At 68.2% G+C, this 16,030-nt stretch carries 12 protein-coding genes; 3 read left to right on the top strand and 9 right to left on the bottom strand.

Going from position 1 to position 16,030, the window contains the following annotated elements:
* Positions 1–9: 9 nt before the first annotated feature.
* The 8 genes from JS278_RS03925 to JS278_RS03890 all read right to left on the bottom strand — a co-directional run bounded on the left by JS278_RS03925 (position 10) and on the right by JS278_RS03890 (position 9,148).
* Positions 10–1,326 (bottom strand): ABC transporter substrate-binding protein, encoded by a 1,317-nt coding sequence (locus tag JS278_RS03925; protein ID WP_114044057.1) that lies wholly within the window; start codon positions 1,324–1,326, stop codon positions 10–12.
* Between the two features lie 249 nt (positions 1,327–1,575).
* Positions 1,576–2,526 (bottom strand): alpha/beta hydrolase, encoded by a 951-nt coding sequence (locus tag JS278_RS03920; RefSeq protein ID WP_114044056.1) that lies wholly within the window; start codon positions 2,524–2,526, stop codon positions 1,576–1,578.
* 69 nt (positions 2,527–2,595) lie between these two features.
* Positions 2,596–2,802: a DUF3073 domain-containing protein gene (locus JS278_RS03915; RefSeq protein ID WP_114044055.1), complete on the bottom strand. Its 207-nt coding sequence runs from the start codon at positions 2,800–2,802 to the stop codon at positions 2,596–2,598.
* A gap of 130 nt (positions 2,803–2,932) precedes the next feature.
* A complete protein-coding gene (gene purM, locus JS278_RS03910) occupies positions 2,933–4,024 on the bottom strand; it encodes a phosphoribosylformylglycinamidine cyclo-ligase (RefSeq protein WP_114044054.1) in 1,092 nt (363 codons plus the stop codon).
* Complete coding sequence (gene purF, locus JS278_RS03905) at positions 4,021–5,538, bottom strand: amidophosphoribosyltransferase (protein WP_114044053.1); 1,518 nt, start codon at positions 5,536–5,538, stop codon at positions 4,021–4,023. Before purF ends, purM begins: the two co-directional genes overlap by 4 nt.
* Before the next feature lie 37 nt (positions 5,539–5,575).
* The gene (locus JS278_RS03900) at positions 5,576–6,865 is read right to left on the bottom strand and encodes an MFS transporter (protein WP_181833820.1); all 1,290 of its coding nucleotides are present in this window, start codon (positions 6,863–6,865) and stop codon (positions 5,576–5,578) included.
* A 117-nt stretch (positions 6,866–6,982) separates the two neighbouring features.
* Positions 6,983–8,326 carry a dipeptidase gene (locus JS278_RS03895; protein ID WP_425451466.1) on the bottom strand — a complete coding sequence of 448 codons (1,344 nt, stop codon included), beginning with the start codon at positions 8,324–8,326 and terminating at the stop codon, positions 6,983–6,985.
* A gap of 120 nt (positions 8,327–8,446) precedes the next feature.
* Entirely contained in the window at positions 8,447–9,148 is a 702-nt protein-coding gene (locus JS278_RS03890; protein ID WP_147243145.1) for an endonuclease domain-containing protein, read from the bottom strand.
* A gap of 583 nt (positions 9,149–9,731) precedes the next feature.
* On the opposite strand from JS278_RS03890, the gene JS278_RS03885 reads away from it, so the two are divergent.
* From JS278_RS03885 to JS278_RS03875, 3 genes are read left to right on the top strand one after another with little or no spacing between them, the layout of a single operon-like run.
* Positions 9,732–12,080, top strand: coding sequence for a nitric-oxide reductase large subunit (locus tag JS278_RS03885; protein WP_245935191.1), 2,349 nt, complete (start codon positions 9,732–9,734; stop codon positions 12,078–12,080).
* A complete protein-coding gene (locus JS278_RS03880; RefSeq protein ID WP_114044050.1) occupies positions 12,077–12,823 on the top strand; it encodes a hypothetical protein in 747 nt (248 codons plus the stop codon). Before JS278_RS03885 ends, JS278_RS03880 begins: the two co-directional genes overlap by 4 nt.
* Entirely contained in the window at positions 12,820–13,599 is a 780-nt protein-coding gene (locus tag JS278_RS03875) for a slipin family protein (RefSeq protein WP_114044049.1), read from the top strand. The genes JS278_RS03880 and JS278_RS03875 overlap by 4 nt, the downstream gene beginning before the upstream one ends.
* A gap of 110 nt (positions 13,600–13,709) precedes the next feature.
* On the opposite strand, the gene purL is transcribed toward JS278_RS03875, so the two are convergent.
* Positions 13,710–15,968 (bottom strand): phosphoribosylformylglycinamidine synthase subunit PurL, encoded by a 2,259-nt coding sequence (gene purL, locus JS278_RS03870; RefSeq protein WP_114044048.1) that lies wholly within the window; start codon positions 15,966–15,968, stop codon positions 13,710–13,712.
* Between the last annotated feature and the right edge of the window lie 62 nt (positions 15,969–16,030).

The following is a 16,030-nucleotide window of genomic DNA, read 5'->3' as shown; positions in this document are numbered from 1 at the left end:
CGCAATGACTCATTGCGCGTACTTGTCGTGCGAGGCCACCAGCGATTTCACCAGGTTGTCGGTGCTCTTGTCCTGGTAGAACTTGCTCATCGCGGTGTTGATCTCCGAGCTCCAGGCCAGCGGGACAGCGGCGCCGTGGGCGATCGAGGACACGATCTTCACATTGGAGGAGTCCTTGAAATCCTTCATCGCGGACTGCTGGTACTCGCTGAACTTGGCGGTGCTGACGTCAGTCCTCGGCGGGATCGAGCCCTTGACGGAGTTGAAGGCCTCCTGGGCGTCCTTCGATCCGACGAACCGCAGCCAGTCCTTCGTGCCCTCGGGGTTCTTGGTACCGGTCGGCAGGGTGAAGGAATCGGCCAGGAAGTCGAAGATCTTGTCCTTGCCGGGCATCGCGAAGGCGTCCCAGTCGGTGTGGTACTTCTTGCCCTTCATCTCGAACTCGGCGACCGCCCAGTCGCCCATGACGTTGTAGGCGGCCTTGCCGTCCGCCACCATGTCGGTGGCATTGGGCCAGTCGTCGCCGTCCGAGGCGGTGTTGGCGAAGCTCAGGGCCTTCTTGTACTGCTCGATGGACTTCTTGACGCCGTCCGAATCCCACTTACCGTCCTTGGTGAACAGCTTGTTGTACTCGTCTGCGCCGAGGTTGGCCGCCAGGATGGACTCCAGCAGCTCGGTCTGGGTCCAGGTGCCGCCGATCGACAGCGGGGTGGAGACCCCGGAGGCCTTGACCTTCGCCATGTCGGCGAGCCACGCGTCCACCGACGTCGGAGCGCTGGTCACCCCGGCCTTCTTGAGCAGCGCGGTGTTGCTCCACACGACATTGGCGCGGTGGATGTCGACGGGCACCGAATAGATGTGTCCCTGGACGGTGAGGCGGTCGAGCAGGGTCTTCGGGAAGACGGAGGTACCGCCGAGCTGCTTGATGATGTCGTCGACGGGCTCGACCTGATCGTTGTCGATGTAGTCCATCAGCTCGGCGCCGGCATGGCCCTGGAATGATCCGGGCGGGTTGCCGTTCTTGAGGTCCGAGGCCAGCTTCGCCTTGGCGTTCGAGCCCGATCCGCCGGCCACCGCGAGGTTCTTGAAGGTGTCGTTGGGATACTGCTTCTTGAACAGGGTCTCCAGGGAGTCCAGGCCCTTCTTCTCCGAGCCGTCGGCCCACCAGGTGAAGACGCCCACCTCGCCGCCGGCCCCACCGGCCTTGGGAGTTGACGCCGACGTCGTCTCTGTCGAGGAGCCGCTGCCGCCTCCCGATCCACAGGCCGTTCCACTGAGCACCAGAAGCGATGCCGTTGCAAGTGCCGCGAACTTCTTGCCATGCATGTCTGAAAACCTCCACGGTCATCCCCAGACATCCTGTTGTCTGGAATCGGACGCCCTCGTCCGGTTGATTGCGATTCTCGCAGAGCCGCGACAGGGCGGCAACCACTGTGTTGACGCAACCATGAGATTGTGACCGACTCGTGACCTTCAGTCGACAAGGAGGATCACCAGTGGGTCGGGACCGACGGGGGTGCCCGCGGACGCACCGGCCCGGCCTGCGATTCCCACACGACCGGGCATCACCGGCCGTCAGGACAGATAAGCCCGCACCCAGCGCCTCATCTGCGCGAAGACCTCGGCCCGCACCGGCGGCGCCGACAGCACCAGGTCGTGCAGCCCGCCCTCGACCCGCACCAGGGTGAGATGACGGCCGAGCCTCACCGAGGCCGAGGCCAGCCGCTCGACGTCGAGGACGGTATCGGCCCGCCTCATCCCCTCGTTCCAGGCGGCCGTCAGGTCGCTGCGGGCCGACAGCATGATGAGTATCGGCGCCCCGATCCCCAGGCCCTGCTCGACCCGGGCATGACCGGCCAGCACGGCGGCGAGCCAGCCCGCCCTCACCACGAACCTGTCGCCCGCGCTCTTCTCGGGCGGGATGTCCCACTCCCCGCCGAACTCGCGGCGCACCGCTCGGGCGAAGTTGTCGTGGATTGGCAGTGGCAGGACGGCTGTCGGGGCGGTCTGGGTGAGGGCCCGGGACACCGGCCCCGCGGCCAACCTGGCCAGGAAGGATCCCTGGAGGTCGATCCAGGGCGAGTTGAGGATGAGGCCGTCGACGTCTCCGGGATGCCCGGCGGCCCACAGCGCTGCGGTCAGTCCGCCGGTGGAGTGACCCATCAGAGTGATCTCGTCGTGGTCGGCGCCGATCGCCGTCAACGCGGCCTCGATCTCCTGGCCGTACTCGTCGAGATCCGCGATCCAGCCGGCCATCTGACCGGGCACGAGGTTGCGGCCGTGGCGGCGCAGGTCCACGGCATGGAAGTCCATCCCCCAGGACTCGACCTCATCGGCCAGATGAGCCTGATAGAAGCAGTCCGACCAACCATGGAGGTACAGCAGTGCACGCCGCCGTTGCGGCTCATGGCCTCTGATGAGGCTCGCATGGAGCTCATCGGGATCTCCCGGGACGTGCTGAGCCTCGGGAAGAGCGATGGCGGCGCACTGAAAACCCGACAGCAGCGGGTCAGCAGTCCATCTCATCGACGTACCGGAGGAACGTGGCGAGAAGCAGGATCCGCCTGCGGCCGGGCACCGGCCGCAGGCGCGCGATCACTGGTCGTCGTCTCCGTAATGGGCGTACTTCTCAGCCAGGTCGGCGTACTTGTCGGGGAGCTCATCTTCCCCGTCATCCTGACTCTCACGAGCCTGGTCGCCTCTCAATTCGCGCTCCAAGGACTCGAGATCCATATCAACCGAGCGATATTTCAGATCGCGAGCAACCTTGGTCTGCTTCGCCTTTGCACGGCCGCGCCCCATATGGGTCGACCCCCTCGCCTCGTTCGTCGCGGCATTGCCGCGCGCGTGTCATGTACTGTCGTGACACACAGGTTACCCGAGCCGAGACACTGCTGACAAAGTGCCCGGCCTGTGAGTTCGTGCGCCCGCCTCAGCCCGCCAAGTAGTTCCCCACAAGCTGAACCGCAGGGGCGGCGTCCCCAGTGAGAGCGGTCACCGTGCCGCACCGCCAGCTCCGCAGTCCCCGGCCGGCCATCCGGCTGACGGCCTCCTCGGCCCGGTCGACGGGAAGCACCAGCACCATCCCGATCCCCATATTGAGGGTCGCCTCCAGATCCGGTCGGCTGACCCGCCCGACCTCCTGGACCAGCCCGAAGATCGGGGCGGGGGCCCATGTGTCGCGCTCCACGACGGCGCCCAGGCCGGCGGGGAGCACCCGGGCCAGATTGTTGGCCAGCCCGCCGCCGGTGACATGGCTCATGGCATGCACCGGCACCTCCTTGATGAGGGCCAGCAGGTCGGCCGCGTAGACGGTGGTGGGGGTCAGCAGTTCCTCGCCGAGGGTCCGACCCAGCTCGGGTACGGTCCGCTCGAGCTTCCAGCCGGCCTGGGCCAGCAGCACATTGCGCACCAGCGAGTAGCCGTTGGAGTGCAGGCCGGAGGAGGCCACCGCGACCAGGGCATCGCCCTCCTGGACCCGCTCGGGCCCGAGGATGTCCTCCTTCTCGACGGCTCCCGTGGTGGCCCCGGCGACGTCGTACTCGTCGGGGGCCAGCAAACCGGGATGCTCTGCGGTCTCCCCTCCCAGCAGTGCGCACCCGGCCTTCCGGCAGGCGGCCGCAATGCCCTTCACGACGTCGGCGATGCGTTCGGGGCGGACGTGTCCGCAGGCGATGTAGTCGGTGACGAACCAGGGCTCGGCGCCCACCACCACCAGGTCGTCGACGAGCATCCCGATAAGATCGAAGCCGATGGTGTCGTGGATGTCCATGGCCTGGGCGATCGCCACCTTGGTACCCACCCCGTCGGTGGAGGTGGCCAGCACCGGATGCCGGTAGCCGGTGAGCGCGGAGGCATCGAAGAAGCCGGCGAATCCGCCCAACCCGCCCAGCACCTCGGGCCTGTGGGTCTTGGCGACGTGCTCCTTCATGAGGGTGACGGCGCGCTCCCCCGCCTCGATGTCGACCCCCGCCAGCGAGTACGCGGAGGGGACGGCGTCGGCGGTGCTGGGCTCAGGGGTCATGACTGGTCTCCCTCGGGTTCTTCGGGCAGTTGGGGCTGGTCCGGGCGGGCGGTCGACAGGGAGTCGGCCAGCATCGGCTCGACGCCACGCGGCACCTGCACCGGATAGACGCCGTCGAAGCAGGCCCGGCACAGGTCCTCGGCCGGGACATGGGTGGCGGTGATGAGGCCGTCGAGGCTGACGTAGGCCAGCGAGTCGGCGCCGATGGACCGGCAGATCTCGTCGGTGGACAGGCCCGCGGCGATGAGCTGGGCCCGGGTGGCGAAATCGATGCCGTAGAAGCAGGGCCACTTCACCGGCGGGGAGGAGATCCTCACATGGACCTCCTTGGCGCCCGCCTCCCGCAGCATCCTCACGAGCTGGCGCTGGGTGTTGCCGCGCACGATCGAGTCGTCGACCACCACCAGGCGCTTGCCCTCGATGACGTCGCGCAGCGGGTTGAGCTTGAGCCGGATGCCGAGGTTGCGCAGGGTCTGGGAGGGCTGGATGAAGGTGCGCCCGACGTAGGAGTTCTTCACCAGGCCCATCCCGTACTTGATGCCGGACTCGTCGGCGTAACCGATCGCGGCCGGCGTGCCGGACTCGGGAACCGGGATCACCAGGTCGGCGTCGACCGGGGCCTCGGCCGCCAGGATCTTGCCGATCTTGACCCGCACATTGTGGATCCGCCGCCCCGCGATGAGAGTGTCGGGCCTGGCCAGATAGACGTACTCGAAGATGCAGCCCTTGGGACGGGCCTGGGCGAAACGGGCGCTGCGCAGCCCGGCGGCGCTGATGGTGACCATCTCGCCGGGCTCGATCTCACGGACGAAGGTGGCCCCGACGATGTCGATGGCGGCGGTCTCGGAGGCCACCACCCAGCCGCCCTGGAGACGCCCGAGGACCAGCGGCCTGATGCCCTGGGGATCGCGCGCGGCACACAGCGTGGTGTCGTCCATGAAGACCAGGCTGAAGGCCCCCTTGAGGCTGGGCAGCACCTGGAGCGCGATCTCGTCGAGGGCACCCTCGTAGGTGGCCATCAGGGCGGTCATCAGCGTCGTGTCGGAGGTGGAGTCCATCCGGTCCTTGTGCGGAACCACGGCGTGCGGGTCGCGCTGGGCGATGACTTCCTCCAGCTCCTCGGAGTTGGTGAGGTTCCCGTTGTGGGCCAGGGCCAGGCCTCCCCCGCCGGGACGCGACCGGAAGGTCGGCTGGGCGTTGTCCCAGACGCTGGAGCCGGTCGTCGAGTACCGGGTGTGGCCGATCGCCAGGCCGCCCCTCAGCGAGTTCAGGGTGGCCTCGTCGAAGACCTGGGAGACCAGGCCCATGTCCTTGAAGACCATCGTGCGCGCCCCGTCCGAGACCGCCATCCCGGCCGACTCCTGGCCGCGGTGCTGGAGGGCGTACATGCCGAAGTAGGTGAGCTTGGCGACCTCTTCGCCGGGAGCATAGATCCCGATGACGCCACAGGCGTCCTGGGGGCCATGATCCTGGGGATCGAGGTCTGCGGTGAGAAGTCCGTCAGCGCGGGTCACGCACCCAAGCTATCGCAGCTTCGCCGTCACGGCGTCCTCAGTTCACCGCGGGCTCCCCCGCCCCTGGCCCGTCGGCGGCCACTGCATGCTCCTGCGGCGTCACCCGGGCGGCCAGCAGCCAGCCGAGCAGACAGGCCACCAGAGCCGCGGCCACGGTGACCGCGTAGGCCGGGGTGTGGCCTCCCCAGTCCGCCAACCGCCCGGCGATCGAGGTGCCCACGGAGTAGCCGAGGCTCGTGGTGGCCGCCAGCATGGTCATCACCATACCGATCCGGGACGGCCTGGCGGCGCGCTCGGCCACCGAGTACAGGGTGATGAGGTAGGGGGCAACAGCCAGGCCCAGGACCAGCAGCTCGGGCACCAGAGTCCCCAGCGATCCGACGGCCAGCAGAGGCAGCGCCAGGATCGCCAGGGCCGTGGCGAAGATGTGCCAGCGCCGCACCAGGCCGATCCGCCTGGCCAGCCGGGGAAGCAGCAGACCGGCGGTCGCGCTTCCCACCGACAGCAGGGCGTGCAGCAGGCCGGCCAGGCCCGGGCGTCCTTCGGCGGTCGCCAGGGTGGTGGTGCCGGTCTGCACCGAACCGAAGATCGTCCCGATCATGAGCAGGCCGACCAGGGCCGCCAGCACACCGGGGGTCAGTACCGGCTCGCGACGGCCGCGACGAGAGGTTCCGGCACGAGCGGCCGCGACGCCGGGAGCCGCGGGCATCGCGGCGACCAGGCGCACCGTCGGGTCGACGGCGAACCAGCATCCCAGGACGATGAGCATGACGCCGGCGGCGATGATCGCCGGCACCGGGCCCATCAGCACCGCGAGGACGCCGGTCAGTGCCGGGCCCAGCGCGAAGGAGGCCTCGTCGGCCGATCCCTCCCAGGCGAAGGAGGTCTCCAGGATCCCGGCCTTCCGGTCCGGATGCGCGGCCGCCACGGCCCGCCAGCGGACCCTGGCCATGGTGCCGACCTGGGGCGTGAAGAACCCGGCGACCGCACCGATGAGGGCCACCAGGGCCCACGGGGCACCGACGACCGCGACCGCCGCCTCGACGATCAGGGCGGCGCCACCGATCAGAGACTGGAGCAGCAGGATGCCCCGCTGCCCGCGGCGGTCGGTCAGCGAACCGAAGATCGGGGAGCCGACCGCGTTGGCCAGGGCCACCGCTCCGGCGGCCACCCCGCCGGGGCCCATCCAGCCGGCCACCATCGGGCTGGAGACCAGCAGCATGGTGCCGAGCTGGCTCATCGCCAGGGGCAGGCGGGCGCCGAACCCGACCGCGACGAAGGCGGGCCCGGAATAGGAGAACAGACGGGAGTAACGGATCGCTGGCACGGGGCTCCTCACGGGACGACACAGCCCGCGTCACCCCACCCTTCTGAGACGCGGAAAGCCCTGCCTGACGGCGTGGTGGAGATCCTACGCCGTCAGACAGGGCGGCTGCGTCGGTCGTTACTCGGCCAGGCCGGCCAGCAGCAGGGCCTCGGTGAGGATGGCCCTGCGGAAGTCCCCCAGGTGCAGGGACTCGTCGATGCCGTGCATCCGCGAGTCGGGGTCGGTGACTGCGGTGACCAGAACCGTGGCGTCAGGGAAGGCGTTCTGCAGGTCGGTGACCAGCGGGATCGCACCGCCGGTGCCCATCTCCACCGGCTTGTGGCCCCAGGCCAGTCTGAAGGCCTCGTCGACCACCTCTCCGGTGTGCCGCCCGGCTTTCACGATGCCGGGAGCACCGGTCTCCCCGGGGGTGACGGTGACGTGGGCGCCGAAATCGGCGTGGGTCTTCAGGTGGTGCACCAGGGCGGAGAGTGCCTGCGCGGCGTCGTCGCCGGGTGCCACCCGCAGGCCCACCTTGGCGCGGGCCGCCGCGGGCAGGATGTTGATGGCCCGGGCCACCGGAGTGGCGTCGATGGCCAGCACGGAGACCGACGGCTTGGTCCACATCCGCTCCACGAAGGAGCCCTTGCCGACCCATTCCACACCGTCCAGGAGGGCGGTCTCGGTGCGCAGCCGGTCCTCCGGGTATTCCAGATCGGGGCCGGGGAAGGCCTTGAGCCCCTCGACCGCGACCTCCCCGTCCTCGTCGTGGAGGGTGGCCAGCAGCCGGCACAGGGTGGTCAGGGCGTCGGGGACGATGCCGCCGAACTGACCCGAGTGCAGCGGATGGTCCAGGGTGCGCACCTCGACGGTGCAGTCGGCCACCCCGCGCAGCGTGGTGGTCAGGGAGGGCTCACCCTGGTCCCAGTTCACCGAGTCCGCGATGACGATGACGTCGGCGGCCAGCTCGTCGGCGTGCTTCTCGATGATGGAGGCCATCGACGGGGAGCCGATCTCCTCCTCGCCCTCGATGAACAGGGTGACCCCGACCGGAGGCTTCCCGTCGAAGGCGCGGATGGCGGCCAGGTGGGCTGCGACCCCGCCCTTGTCGTCGGCGGTGCCGCGGCCGTAGAGGCGGTCCCCCTTGCGGGTGGCGACGAAGGGTTCGGTGTGCCACTCGGACAGGTCTCCGGTGGGCTGCACGTCGCCGTGGGAGTACAGCAGCACGGTGGGCCTGCCCTCGGGGGCCGGCCAGTGCGCGATGACGGCCGGAAGCCCGTCTCCCTCGGTGACCACGGTGGCGTCGGCGGCCCCGGCCCGGCGGGCCAGGTCGGCGATGTGCGCTGCGTTGGCGACCACCCCGTCGGGTTCCTGGGAGCTCACCGAGCGGATGGCGACCATCGTGGTCAGCTCCTCGATGGTGGGCTCCAGCAGGCCGTCCACCTTGACTTCCAGTTCACTTCTTCGCTCGGCGAGACTCATGCCCACAGCCTATGAGTCCCGGCGGACAGCGGCCACCGCGCCCCTGGCGAGACGAATCTTCCGCTCAACGGGGGTGTTCGCCTCCCCAGCGCCCCGAACCCCCGTTGAGCGGGATTCCCGTCACCCGAACGTCCAGAACCCCTGGTCGGACGGCCGGTACGTGATAGCTCCGGGCAAGGAATCGGGTCGATGTCTACGGTGGAGCCGGGCGACCAGGTCCTCGAGGAACCCCTTCGGATCATGCCGCATCTGCGTCGGGGTGACCGGCATGACGGTCCACCCTGCTGCCGTGAGGGCTCTGATCTTCTCCGCATCCGATTCGAAGGACTCGTCGGTGTCGTGGAACTCGCGCCCGTTCATCTCCACATCGAGCATCTCGGCCGCGAAAGCGCCATCAAGGAAGTACCTCTGCGCGGAGATCCTGTGGCGATCGTCCTCCCGGCGGAGGATCACCTCTCTGTTGCCGGTCCACCCGGTGACATGCGTGAGCCTCAGCAACTCGTGCATCTCCAGTTCCGCGACCGACCACGGCGCGTCCCGGGTGAACCGGACCGTCCTCCTCAACGCCTCGGCATCACGGCGGTGGGGCAGGAGGTCCAGGGCGGCCCGGATCTCCTGGGGTGACACCTTGCGTTTTCGCAGTGCCAGGCATACGGCCTCCCAGTCGCCGCGCGCCCCCAGGAACAGGCAGGCGGCCGCAACGCTGGCCGTCGGCCCACCACGGGCGACGCTGAGGAGCTCGCCGGGCAGAGTCCCCCGATGGATCCGCACCCGCCGACGACCGGACAACCTGTGGGGAAGGAGAAGGTCGATGGAGTCCATCGGGATCCGGGGAAGGCACTGAGCCCGGAGGGCGGCCCGCCCGGTGAGAACGGCATCAGGACGCCAGCACCTGACAGCACGGATCCACGCGTCCGGATTGTCCGTGAGAGTCGCGTCCATGAGGACTCCCGGTAGCGGACGGACGGCGAACCCGCCCGCGACGGCACTGCGGGCCTGGCGTGCGAGCGACCCGGCGCTCGGCACGGAGGTCACTCCCTGGGTGTGAAGTATCGAAAGCAGTTCCACATCCCAGTTATCGCGGCCGGATCCCCGAAGTGTCGGTCGGCCGAGAATCTGTGGACAACTTCCTCGGGATGGCCTGAGGCGATCGCCCTGTGGAAAATCCTGGGAGTACGAGTTGGAGAGACGAGAATCCCGCTCAACGGGGATGTTCGCCTCCCCAGCGCCCCGAACCCCCGCTGAGCGGGATTCCCGTCATGCGACGGACATCGGGACAGGGTCCTCGGGCTCCACGGTCCACGATGCCCGGGTTCCTGGCGGCACGGCAGGGTCGACCCGTCAATGGTGATTCAGTATTCGACTTTTTTACATGAGCGTATCCGCAATAACTAGAGTGCTGCCCATGACGAAGACGCGACCGCAACGACGGCCGATGGTCGTGGGCAAGGGCTGGGTCCAGGGCGTGGTCCTGGTGATGCTGCTCGGCTTCACGATCATGGGTGCCGTCACCTGGGCCACCTACACCGACTCGATGCCGCTTCCCCAGAAGGTCACCACGACCCAGGGCAAGCAGTTGTTCACCAAGTCCGACATCACTGCCGGTCAGGTCATCTTTCAGAACCGCGGACTGATGGAGTACGGCGCGATCGTCGGACACGGCGGCTACCTCGGGCCCGATTTCACCGCCGACTACCTGCGGCGGGCCACCGATCACACGCTGCAGCAGCGCCGCGAGGCCGGGGCCCACGATCCGACTGAGGCCAACAAGACCGACTGGCGCACCAACCGGTACGACGAGAAGACCGGAGTCCTGGTGCTCTCCGCCGAGCAGGCCTCCGCCTACCAGTATCTGGTCGGCTACTACGCCGACTACTTCGGCAAGAACTCCCACAACCTGGGGCTGCTCGCCGACAACATCAAGGATCCCGTCCAGATCAAGCAGCTCACCAGCTTCTTCGCCTGGACGGCCTGGGCCTCGGCGGCCGAACGTCCCGGCAAGAATTACTCCTACACCAACAACTGGCCCTCCGAATCGCGTGTCGGCAACACTCCGACGGCCGACATGGTGCTGTGGTCGGCGCTGTCCCTCATCGTCCTTATCGGGGGCACCGGCATCATGTTCGCGGTCTACGGCCGATGGAGCCGCACCATCGGCTGGCACGCCTCCGAGGTGCCGTCCCTGTCCTTCATCCGGCCCAGGGAGGTGGGTCTCACCAGATCCCAACGGATGTGCTCGTGGTTCTTCCTGGTGATCGCCGCGCTCTTCCTGGTCCAGACGATCGTCGGGGCGGCCGCCGAGCACTACCGGTCGGATCTCACCAGCTTCTTCGGCTTCGACCTGGCGAGCTGGTTCCCCTACAACCTGGCCCGGACCTGGCACGTCCAGCTGTCCCTGTTCTGGACGGCCGCGGCCTTCCTGGCCGGCGGGATCTTCCTGGCCCCCTTCATCTCCGGTCGTGAACCGAAGAACCAGGGTCGATGGACCGGCGTCCTGCTCGCCGCGGTGGCGATCGTCGTGTTCGGATCCCTGGGCGCCGAGATGCTGTCGATCTACGGAGTGTCCTGGGCCCACGGTCCGCTGTTCGGCCAGCAGTGGGAGTATCTCGATCTGCCACGGTTGTATCAGACGCTGTTGACCGTCGGAATGTTCCTGTGGGTGTTCATCATCTGGCGCTCGATCCGCGGTCGCCTGAAGAGCGAGTCGCGCGGGAACATGCCCTGGGTCTTCTTCTTCTCCGCCCTGTCGATTCCGATGTTCTACGCTGTCGGCCAGCTCGCCACCTCGGGCAGCCACCTGTCGGTGGCGGAGTTCTGGCGGTTCTGGGTGGTCCATCTGTGGGTGGAGGATTTCCTGGAGCTGTTCACCACCGTCCTGGTGGCCTACATCTTCGTGATGCTCGGAGTGGTCCGGGAAAAGGTCGCCCTGGGGATCATCTACATGGACGTCATCCTCTACTCGGCCGGCGGCGTACTGGGCACCATGCACCACCTGTACTTCTCGGGAACACCCAGCTCGAGCATGGCCGTGGGCGCCTTCTTCTCGGCCGCGGAGGTCATCCCACTGACCTTCCTCACCGTCGAGGCATGGGCATTCATGCAGCTGGGCGCCCGACAGGAGTCCCAGTCGAGAACCCCCTTCCCGCACCGCTGGTGCGTGATGTTCCTGGTCGCGGTCGGCTTCTGGAACTTCGTGGGCGCCGGGGTCTTCGGATTCATCATCAACCTGCCCATCGTCTCCTACTACGAGATCGGCACGGCGCTCACCGCGAACCATGCCCACGGCGCCATGATGGGCGTCTACGGGATGCTTGCGCTGGCCCTGGGAATGTTCGCGCTGCGGTACCTCATCCCCGAGGAGAGGTGGAACGACGGGCTGGCGAAGATCTCCTTCTGGTCGACCAATATCGGCCTCATCTGGATGGTCTTCGTGACCCTGCTGCCGCTCGGGCTGCTCCAGCTCTACCACGCCGTGGGGGCCGGGTACTACGAGGCCCGATCGCTCAACTACATCACCTCCCACCGCAACTCCGTTCTCGAATGGATGAGGATGCCGGGCGACATCGTCTTCATCGTCGGCGGCGTCCTGCCCTTCCTCTGGATGGCCTTCCAGGGGTGGCGCTTCCGCAACCACGGCAGGATCGTCGACGAGCTGGCGGTGGAGAGCCTGTTCACCGTGTCGGGAACCACCGGGGACGCCGCCGCGCCCACCGGGGAGGAGCAGGCCGTGGCCACCGAGGATCCGCGACCGTGAGCACCTCCCTCGAGATCTTTCTCGTGTGCGGCTACGCCGGTCTTCTGATCGGCGTGGCCTGGCTGCTCGACGTCCTGGGACAGCGCAGCGCCAGACGTTCACGGCAGTGGAAGGAGACGAATTTCGTCTTCCATGAGGACAACGGCGCCTGGAAGTGCCATGAGGACCACTGGCTGTGGCCGGCGAGCTTCGACCCGGAGAAGCGGGTCATCCGGTACCGCGGCCAGCACGAGATCTGCGGCCGCTGCCCGGTCAAGGACTCCTGCGCCCCGGGGGTCGGCGCCCGGGAGATCACCGCTCCGGTCGATCCGTGGCCCTATTCGGAGGCCGGCATGTTCCACCGCGGGATGAGCCTGTGCATCCTGATCGCCGCCTTCGTGCTGCCGGCCGCGATGCTCCTGGCGGCCCGCAGCACCGCCGAATATGTCACCCTGACGGCCACTCTGGTGGTCGTCGCCCTGGCGGCCTGGCCGATGGCCAGTTCGCTGCGGAATCGCCCGGTCTCCATCCCCGAGGAGATCCCGATCGAGTCCTCGGCGTCAGCGGATTCAGGATTCGACGAGACGATCGGTCCACGGACCCGCACCGTCACCCGGGGAGCCGTCGGCCAGCCGCTCACGGATCGCGCCGCGGACGAGGCCGCGCAGCTGATCCGGCGGTACAGCTCCCACTGGTCGAGCGGCCGCACCCGGTACGGTGCCGACCACAGACCCGACAACTCCCGCACCGGAGGAACCCGATGAATCACACCGAATGGCTCTTCACGACGATCGCCCTGGTGGTGCTCGTCGCCGGGATCCTGGTGACCTGCCTCAAGATCATCCCCGAGTACGAGCGCGCGGTGATCTTCCGGCTCGGCCGGCTCCGGCCTCTCCACGGGGCCGGGCTGGTGTTCATCGTCCCGGGGCTGGACAGGCTGATGCGCGTCGACACCAGGACCGTGACCCTGACAATCCCGCCGCAGGAGGTCATCACCCAGGACAACGTGCCGGCCCGGGTCAACGCGGTGGTGCTGTTCAACGTCACCGACGCCACCCACGCGGTGATGAATGTCGAGAACTACGCCGTCGCGACGAGCCAGATCGCCCAGACCACCCTGCGCAGCGTGCTCGGGCGGGCTGACCTGGACACCCTCCTGGCCCACCGCGAGCAGCTCAACGCCGACCTGCGCGAGATCATCGAGGTGCAGACGCAGCCCTGGGGGGTCGACGTCTCGGTGGTGGAGATCAAGGATGTGGAGATCCCCGAGGCGATGCAGCGAGCGATGGCCCGCCAGGCCGAGGCGGAACGGGAACGGCGCGCCAAGGTGATCAATGCCCGCGGCGAGCTGCAGGCCTCCGGGGAGCTCAAGCAGGCGGCCGACGTGCTCTCGCAGAGCCCCGCATCGCTCCAGCTGCGCTACCTTCAGACTCTGCTCGAACTGGGTGCCGATCAGAACTCGACAGTCGTCTTCCCGCTGCCGATGGACATCATCACTCCGCTGCTGGGGGCGATGGGGAAGGGGCGCGGGTCCGACTGACAGGACGAGAATCCCGCTCAACGGGGGTTCCCGCCTCCACAGGGGCCCTGTCCCCCGTTGAGCGGGATTCTCGTCGCCCCATCACCGGCGGACCGACGACGGCCCGCCCCTCAGACCTCCATCGCAGCGGGGATCGGGGCCTCCCAGGCGGTCCGCAGCTCATCCAGATCGAGGGTGAACAGCCCCTGGACCTCGATCTCGCCCGAGTCGAGCACCTCGCCCAGGCGGGCCACCGGTACCCGGTGCTCGGCGCACAGGGCGGTGAAGCGCTGGTAGGCGGTTCCGGGCAGGGAGACCAGGGCGCGGGCCGGGGTCTCGGAGAACAGCATCACGGAGGGCTCGCCCTCGGGCAGGGTGAGGCTGACCCCGACTCTCCCGTCGAGGCAGGCCTCGACCAGAGCCTGCGACAGGCCCCCCTCCGACAGATCGTGGGCCGAACTGAGCAGTCCCTCGCCGGCGGCCGCGGCCATCACCGCGGCCAGCGCCTTCTCGGCGGCGAGCTTCGGCATCGGCGGCATCCCGCCCAGATGCCCGTCGTGGATGACGTCCTCCCAGGCCGAGCCGCCCAGCTCGAGCCTCGTCTCGCCGAGCAGCAGGACGGCATCCCCCGGATGGGCGAAGGAGGCCGGGATCCGGGTGGTGACGTCGTCGATGATGCCGAGCATCCCGACCAGCGGAGTGGGGCGGATCGACCGGTCTCCGGTGCGATTGTGAAGACTGACGTTGCCACCGGTGACCGGAACCTCCAGATTCCGGCAGCCGTCCACCAGCCCCAGAATCGTCTCGGAGAACTGCCACATCACGTTGGGATCGTAGGGCGATCCGTAGTTGAGGCAATCGGTGACGGCGACCGGGGTGGCTCCGGCGACGGCCACGTTCCGGTAGGACTCCGAGAGCGCCAACTGGGCGCCGAGATAGGGGTTCAGCATGGTGTAGCGGGGGTTGGCGTCCAATGACAGGGCGATCCCCAGCCCGGACTCCTCGTCGACGCGGATCATGCCGGCGTCCTCGGGTTGGGCGAGCACGGTGTTGCCCCGAACGAAGCGGTCGTACTGGTCGGTGATCCAGGAACGGTCGCACAGGTTCGACGAGACGGCCAGAGCCGTGACCTGACGGGCCAGCTCGGAGCCGTCATTGCTGCGCGGCAGGTTGTTGGCGTGATCGGCGTTGAGGGGGTCGATCCAGTCGGGCCGGGCCACCGGCATGTGCAGCTCGGGCGAGTCGTGGGCCACAGTGTGGGGGTCGACGTCGACGATCCGCTCGCCGTGCCAGTCGACGAGCAGCCGGTCGCCGTCGGTGACCTCGCCGATCACGGTGGCGGCCACGTCCCAGTGCTCGCAGATCTCCATGAACCGTTCCAGGTTGGCCGGTGTGACCACGGCGGCCATCCGCTCCTGGGACTCGCTCATGAGGATCTCCTCGGGGGCGAGGTTCGGGTCGCGCAGCGGCACCAGGTCGAGTTCGACGTGCATGCCGCCGTCCCCGGCGCTGGCCAGCTCCGAGGTGGCGCAGGAGATGCCGGCGGCGCCGAAGTCCTGGAGGGCCTCGCAGACACCGGCGTTGAACAGCTCCAGGGTGCATTCGATGAGCAGCTTCTCCATGAAGGGATCGCCCACCTGGACGCTGGGCCGCTTCGACTCACCCTCGGACTCGAAGGACTCGGAGGCCAGGATGGAGGCGCCGCCGATCCCGTCGCCGCCGGTGGCCGCACCGAACAGGACGACCAGGTTGCCGATCCCGGAGGCCTTGGCGAACTGCAGGTCCTCGTGGCGCAGCACGCCCACGCACAGCGCGTTGACCAGCGGGTTCCCGTAATACGTGGGGTCGAAGAGGGTCTGCCCGCCGATGGTGGGAAGACCCAGGCAGTTGCCGTAGTCGCCGACCCCGGAAACCACGCCGGGCAGCACCCGGGCGGTGTCGGGGGCGTTCAGGGGTCCGAAGGCCAGCGCGTTCATGACGCCGATCGGCCGGGCGCCCATCGCCATGATGTCGCGCACGATGCCGCCCACACCGGTCGCCGCTCCCTGGTGCGGCTCGACGTAGGAGGGGTGGTTGTGGGACTCCGCCTTGAAGGTGACCGCCAGCCCGTGGCCGATGTCGACCACTCCGGCATTGTCTCCGATGCCCGCCATGAGCGGCCCGCGAGGGGTCTCCTGAGGCAGCGCACCGAACTTCTTGAGGTAGATCTTGGACGACTTGTAGGAGCAGTGCTCCGACCACATCACGGAGTACATCGCCAGTTCCCCGCCGGTGGGGCGTCGACCCAGGATCTTGCGAATCCTGCTGTACTCGTCCTCGGCGAGCCCGAGCTCAGCCCAGGGCTGGCCCAGATCCGGGGTGTTGCGGGCATTCTCTACGGTGTCGGCCACGGGGCCAATCTACCGAATGAGATCGTCGAGGTGGTATGGCATCCCTCTCCCGGGCGCCGTGC

The sequence above is a fragment of the Acidipropionibacterium virtanenii genome (assembly GCF_003325455.1).
Lineage (GTDB): Bacteria > Actinomycetota > Actinomycetes > Propionibacteriales > Propionibacteriaceae > Acidipropionibacterium > Acidipropionibacterium virtanenii.
Note: the sequence above shows the minus strand (reverse complement) of the source record. Positions and strands in the feature narration are given on the sequence as shown.

Bases quoted from the DNA above. Each gene is read 5' to 3' on its own strand.
- JS278_RS03885 (WP_245935191.1), top strand. From the start codon at position 9,732: ATGACGAAGACGCGACCGCAACGACGGCCGATGGTCGTGGGCAAGGGC.
- JS278_RS03920 (WP_114044056.1), bottom strand. From the start codon at position 2,526: ATGAGATGGACTGCTGACCCGCTGCTGTCGGGTTTTCAGTGCGCCGCC.
- JS278_RS03890 (WP_147243145.1), bottom strand. From the start codon at position 9,148: ATGGACTCCATCGACCTTCTCCTTCCCCACAGGTTGTCCGGTCGTCGG.
- JS278_RS03875 (WP_114044049.1), top strand. From the start codon at position 12,820: ATGAATCACACCGAATGGCTCTTCACGACGATCGCCCTGGTGGTGCTC.
- JS278_RS03925 (WP_114044057.1), bottom strand. From the start codon at position 1,326: ATGCATGGCAAGAAGTTCGCGGCACTTGCAACGGCATCGCTTCTGGTG.
- JS278_RS03915 (WP_114044055.1), bottom strand. From the start codon at position 2,802: ATGGGGCGCGGCCGTGCAAAGGCGAAGCAGACCAAGGTTGCTCGCGAT.
- purM (WP_114044054.1), bottom strand. From the start codon at position 4,024: ATGACCCCTGAGCCCAGCACCGCCGACGCCGTCCCCTCCGCGTACTCG.
- JS278_RS03895 (WP_425451466.1), bottom strand. From the start codon at position 8,326: ATGAGTCTCGCCGAGCGAAGAAGTGAACTGGAAGTCAAGGTGGACGGC.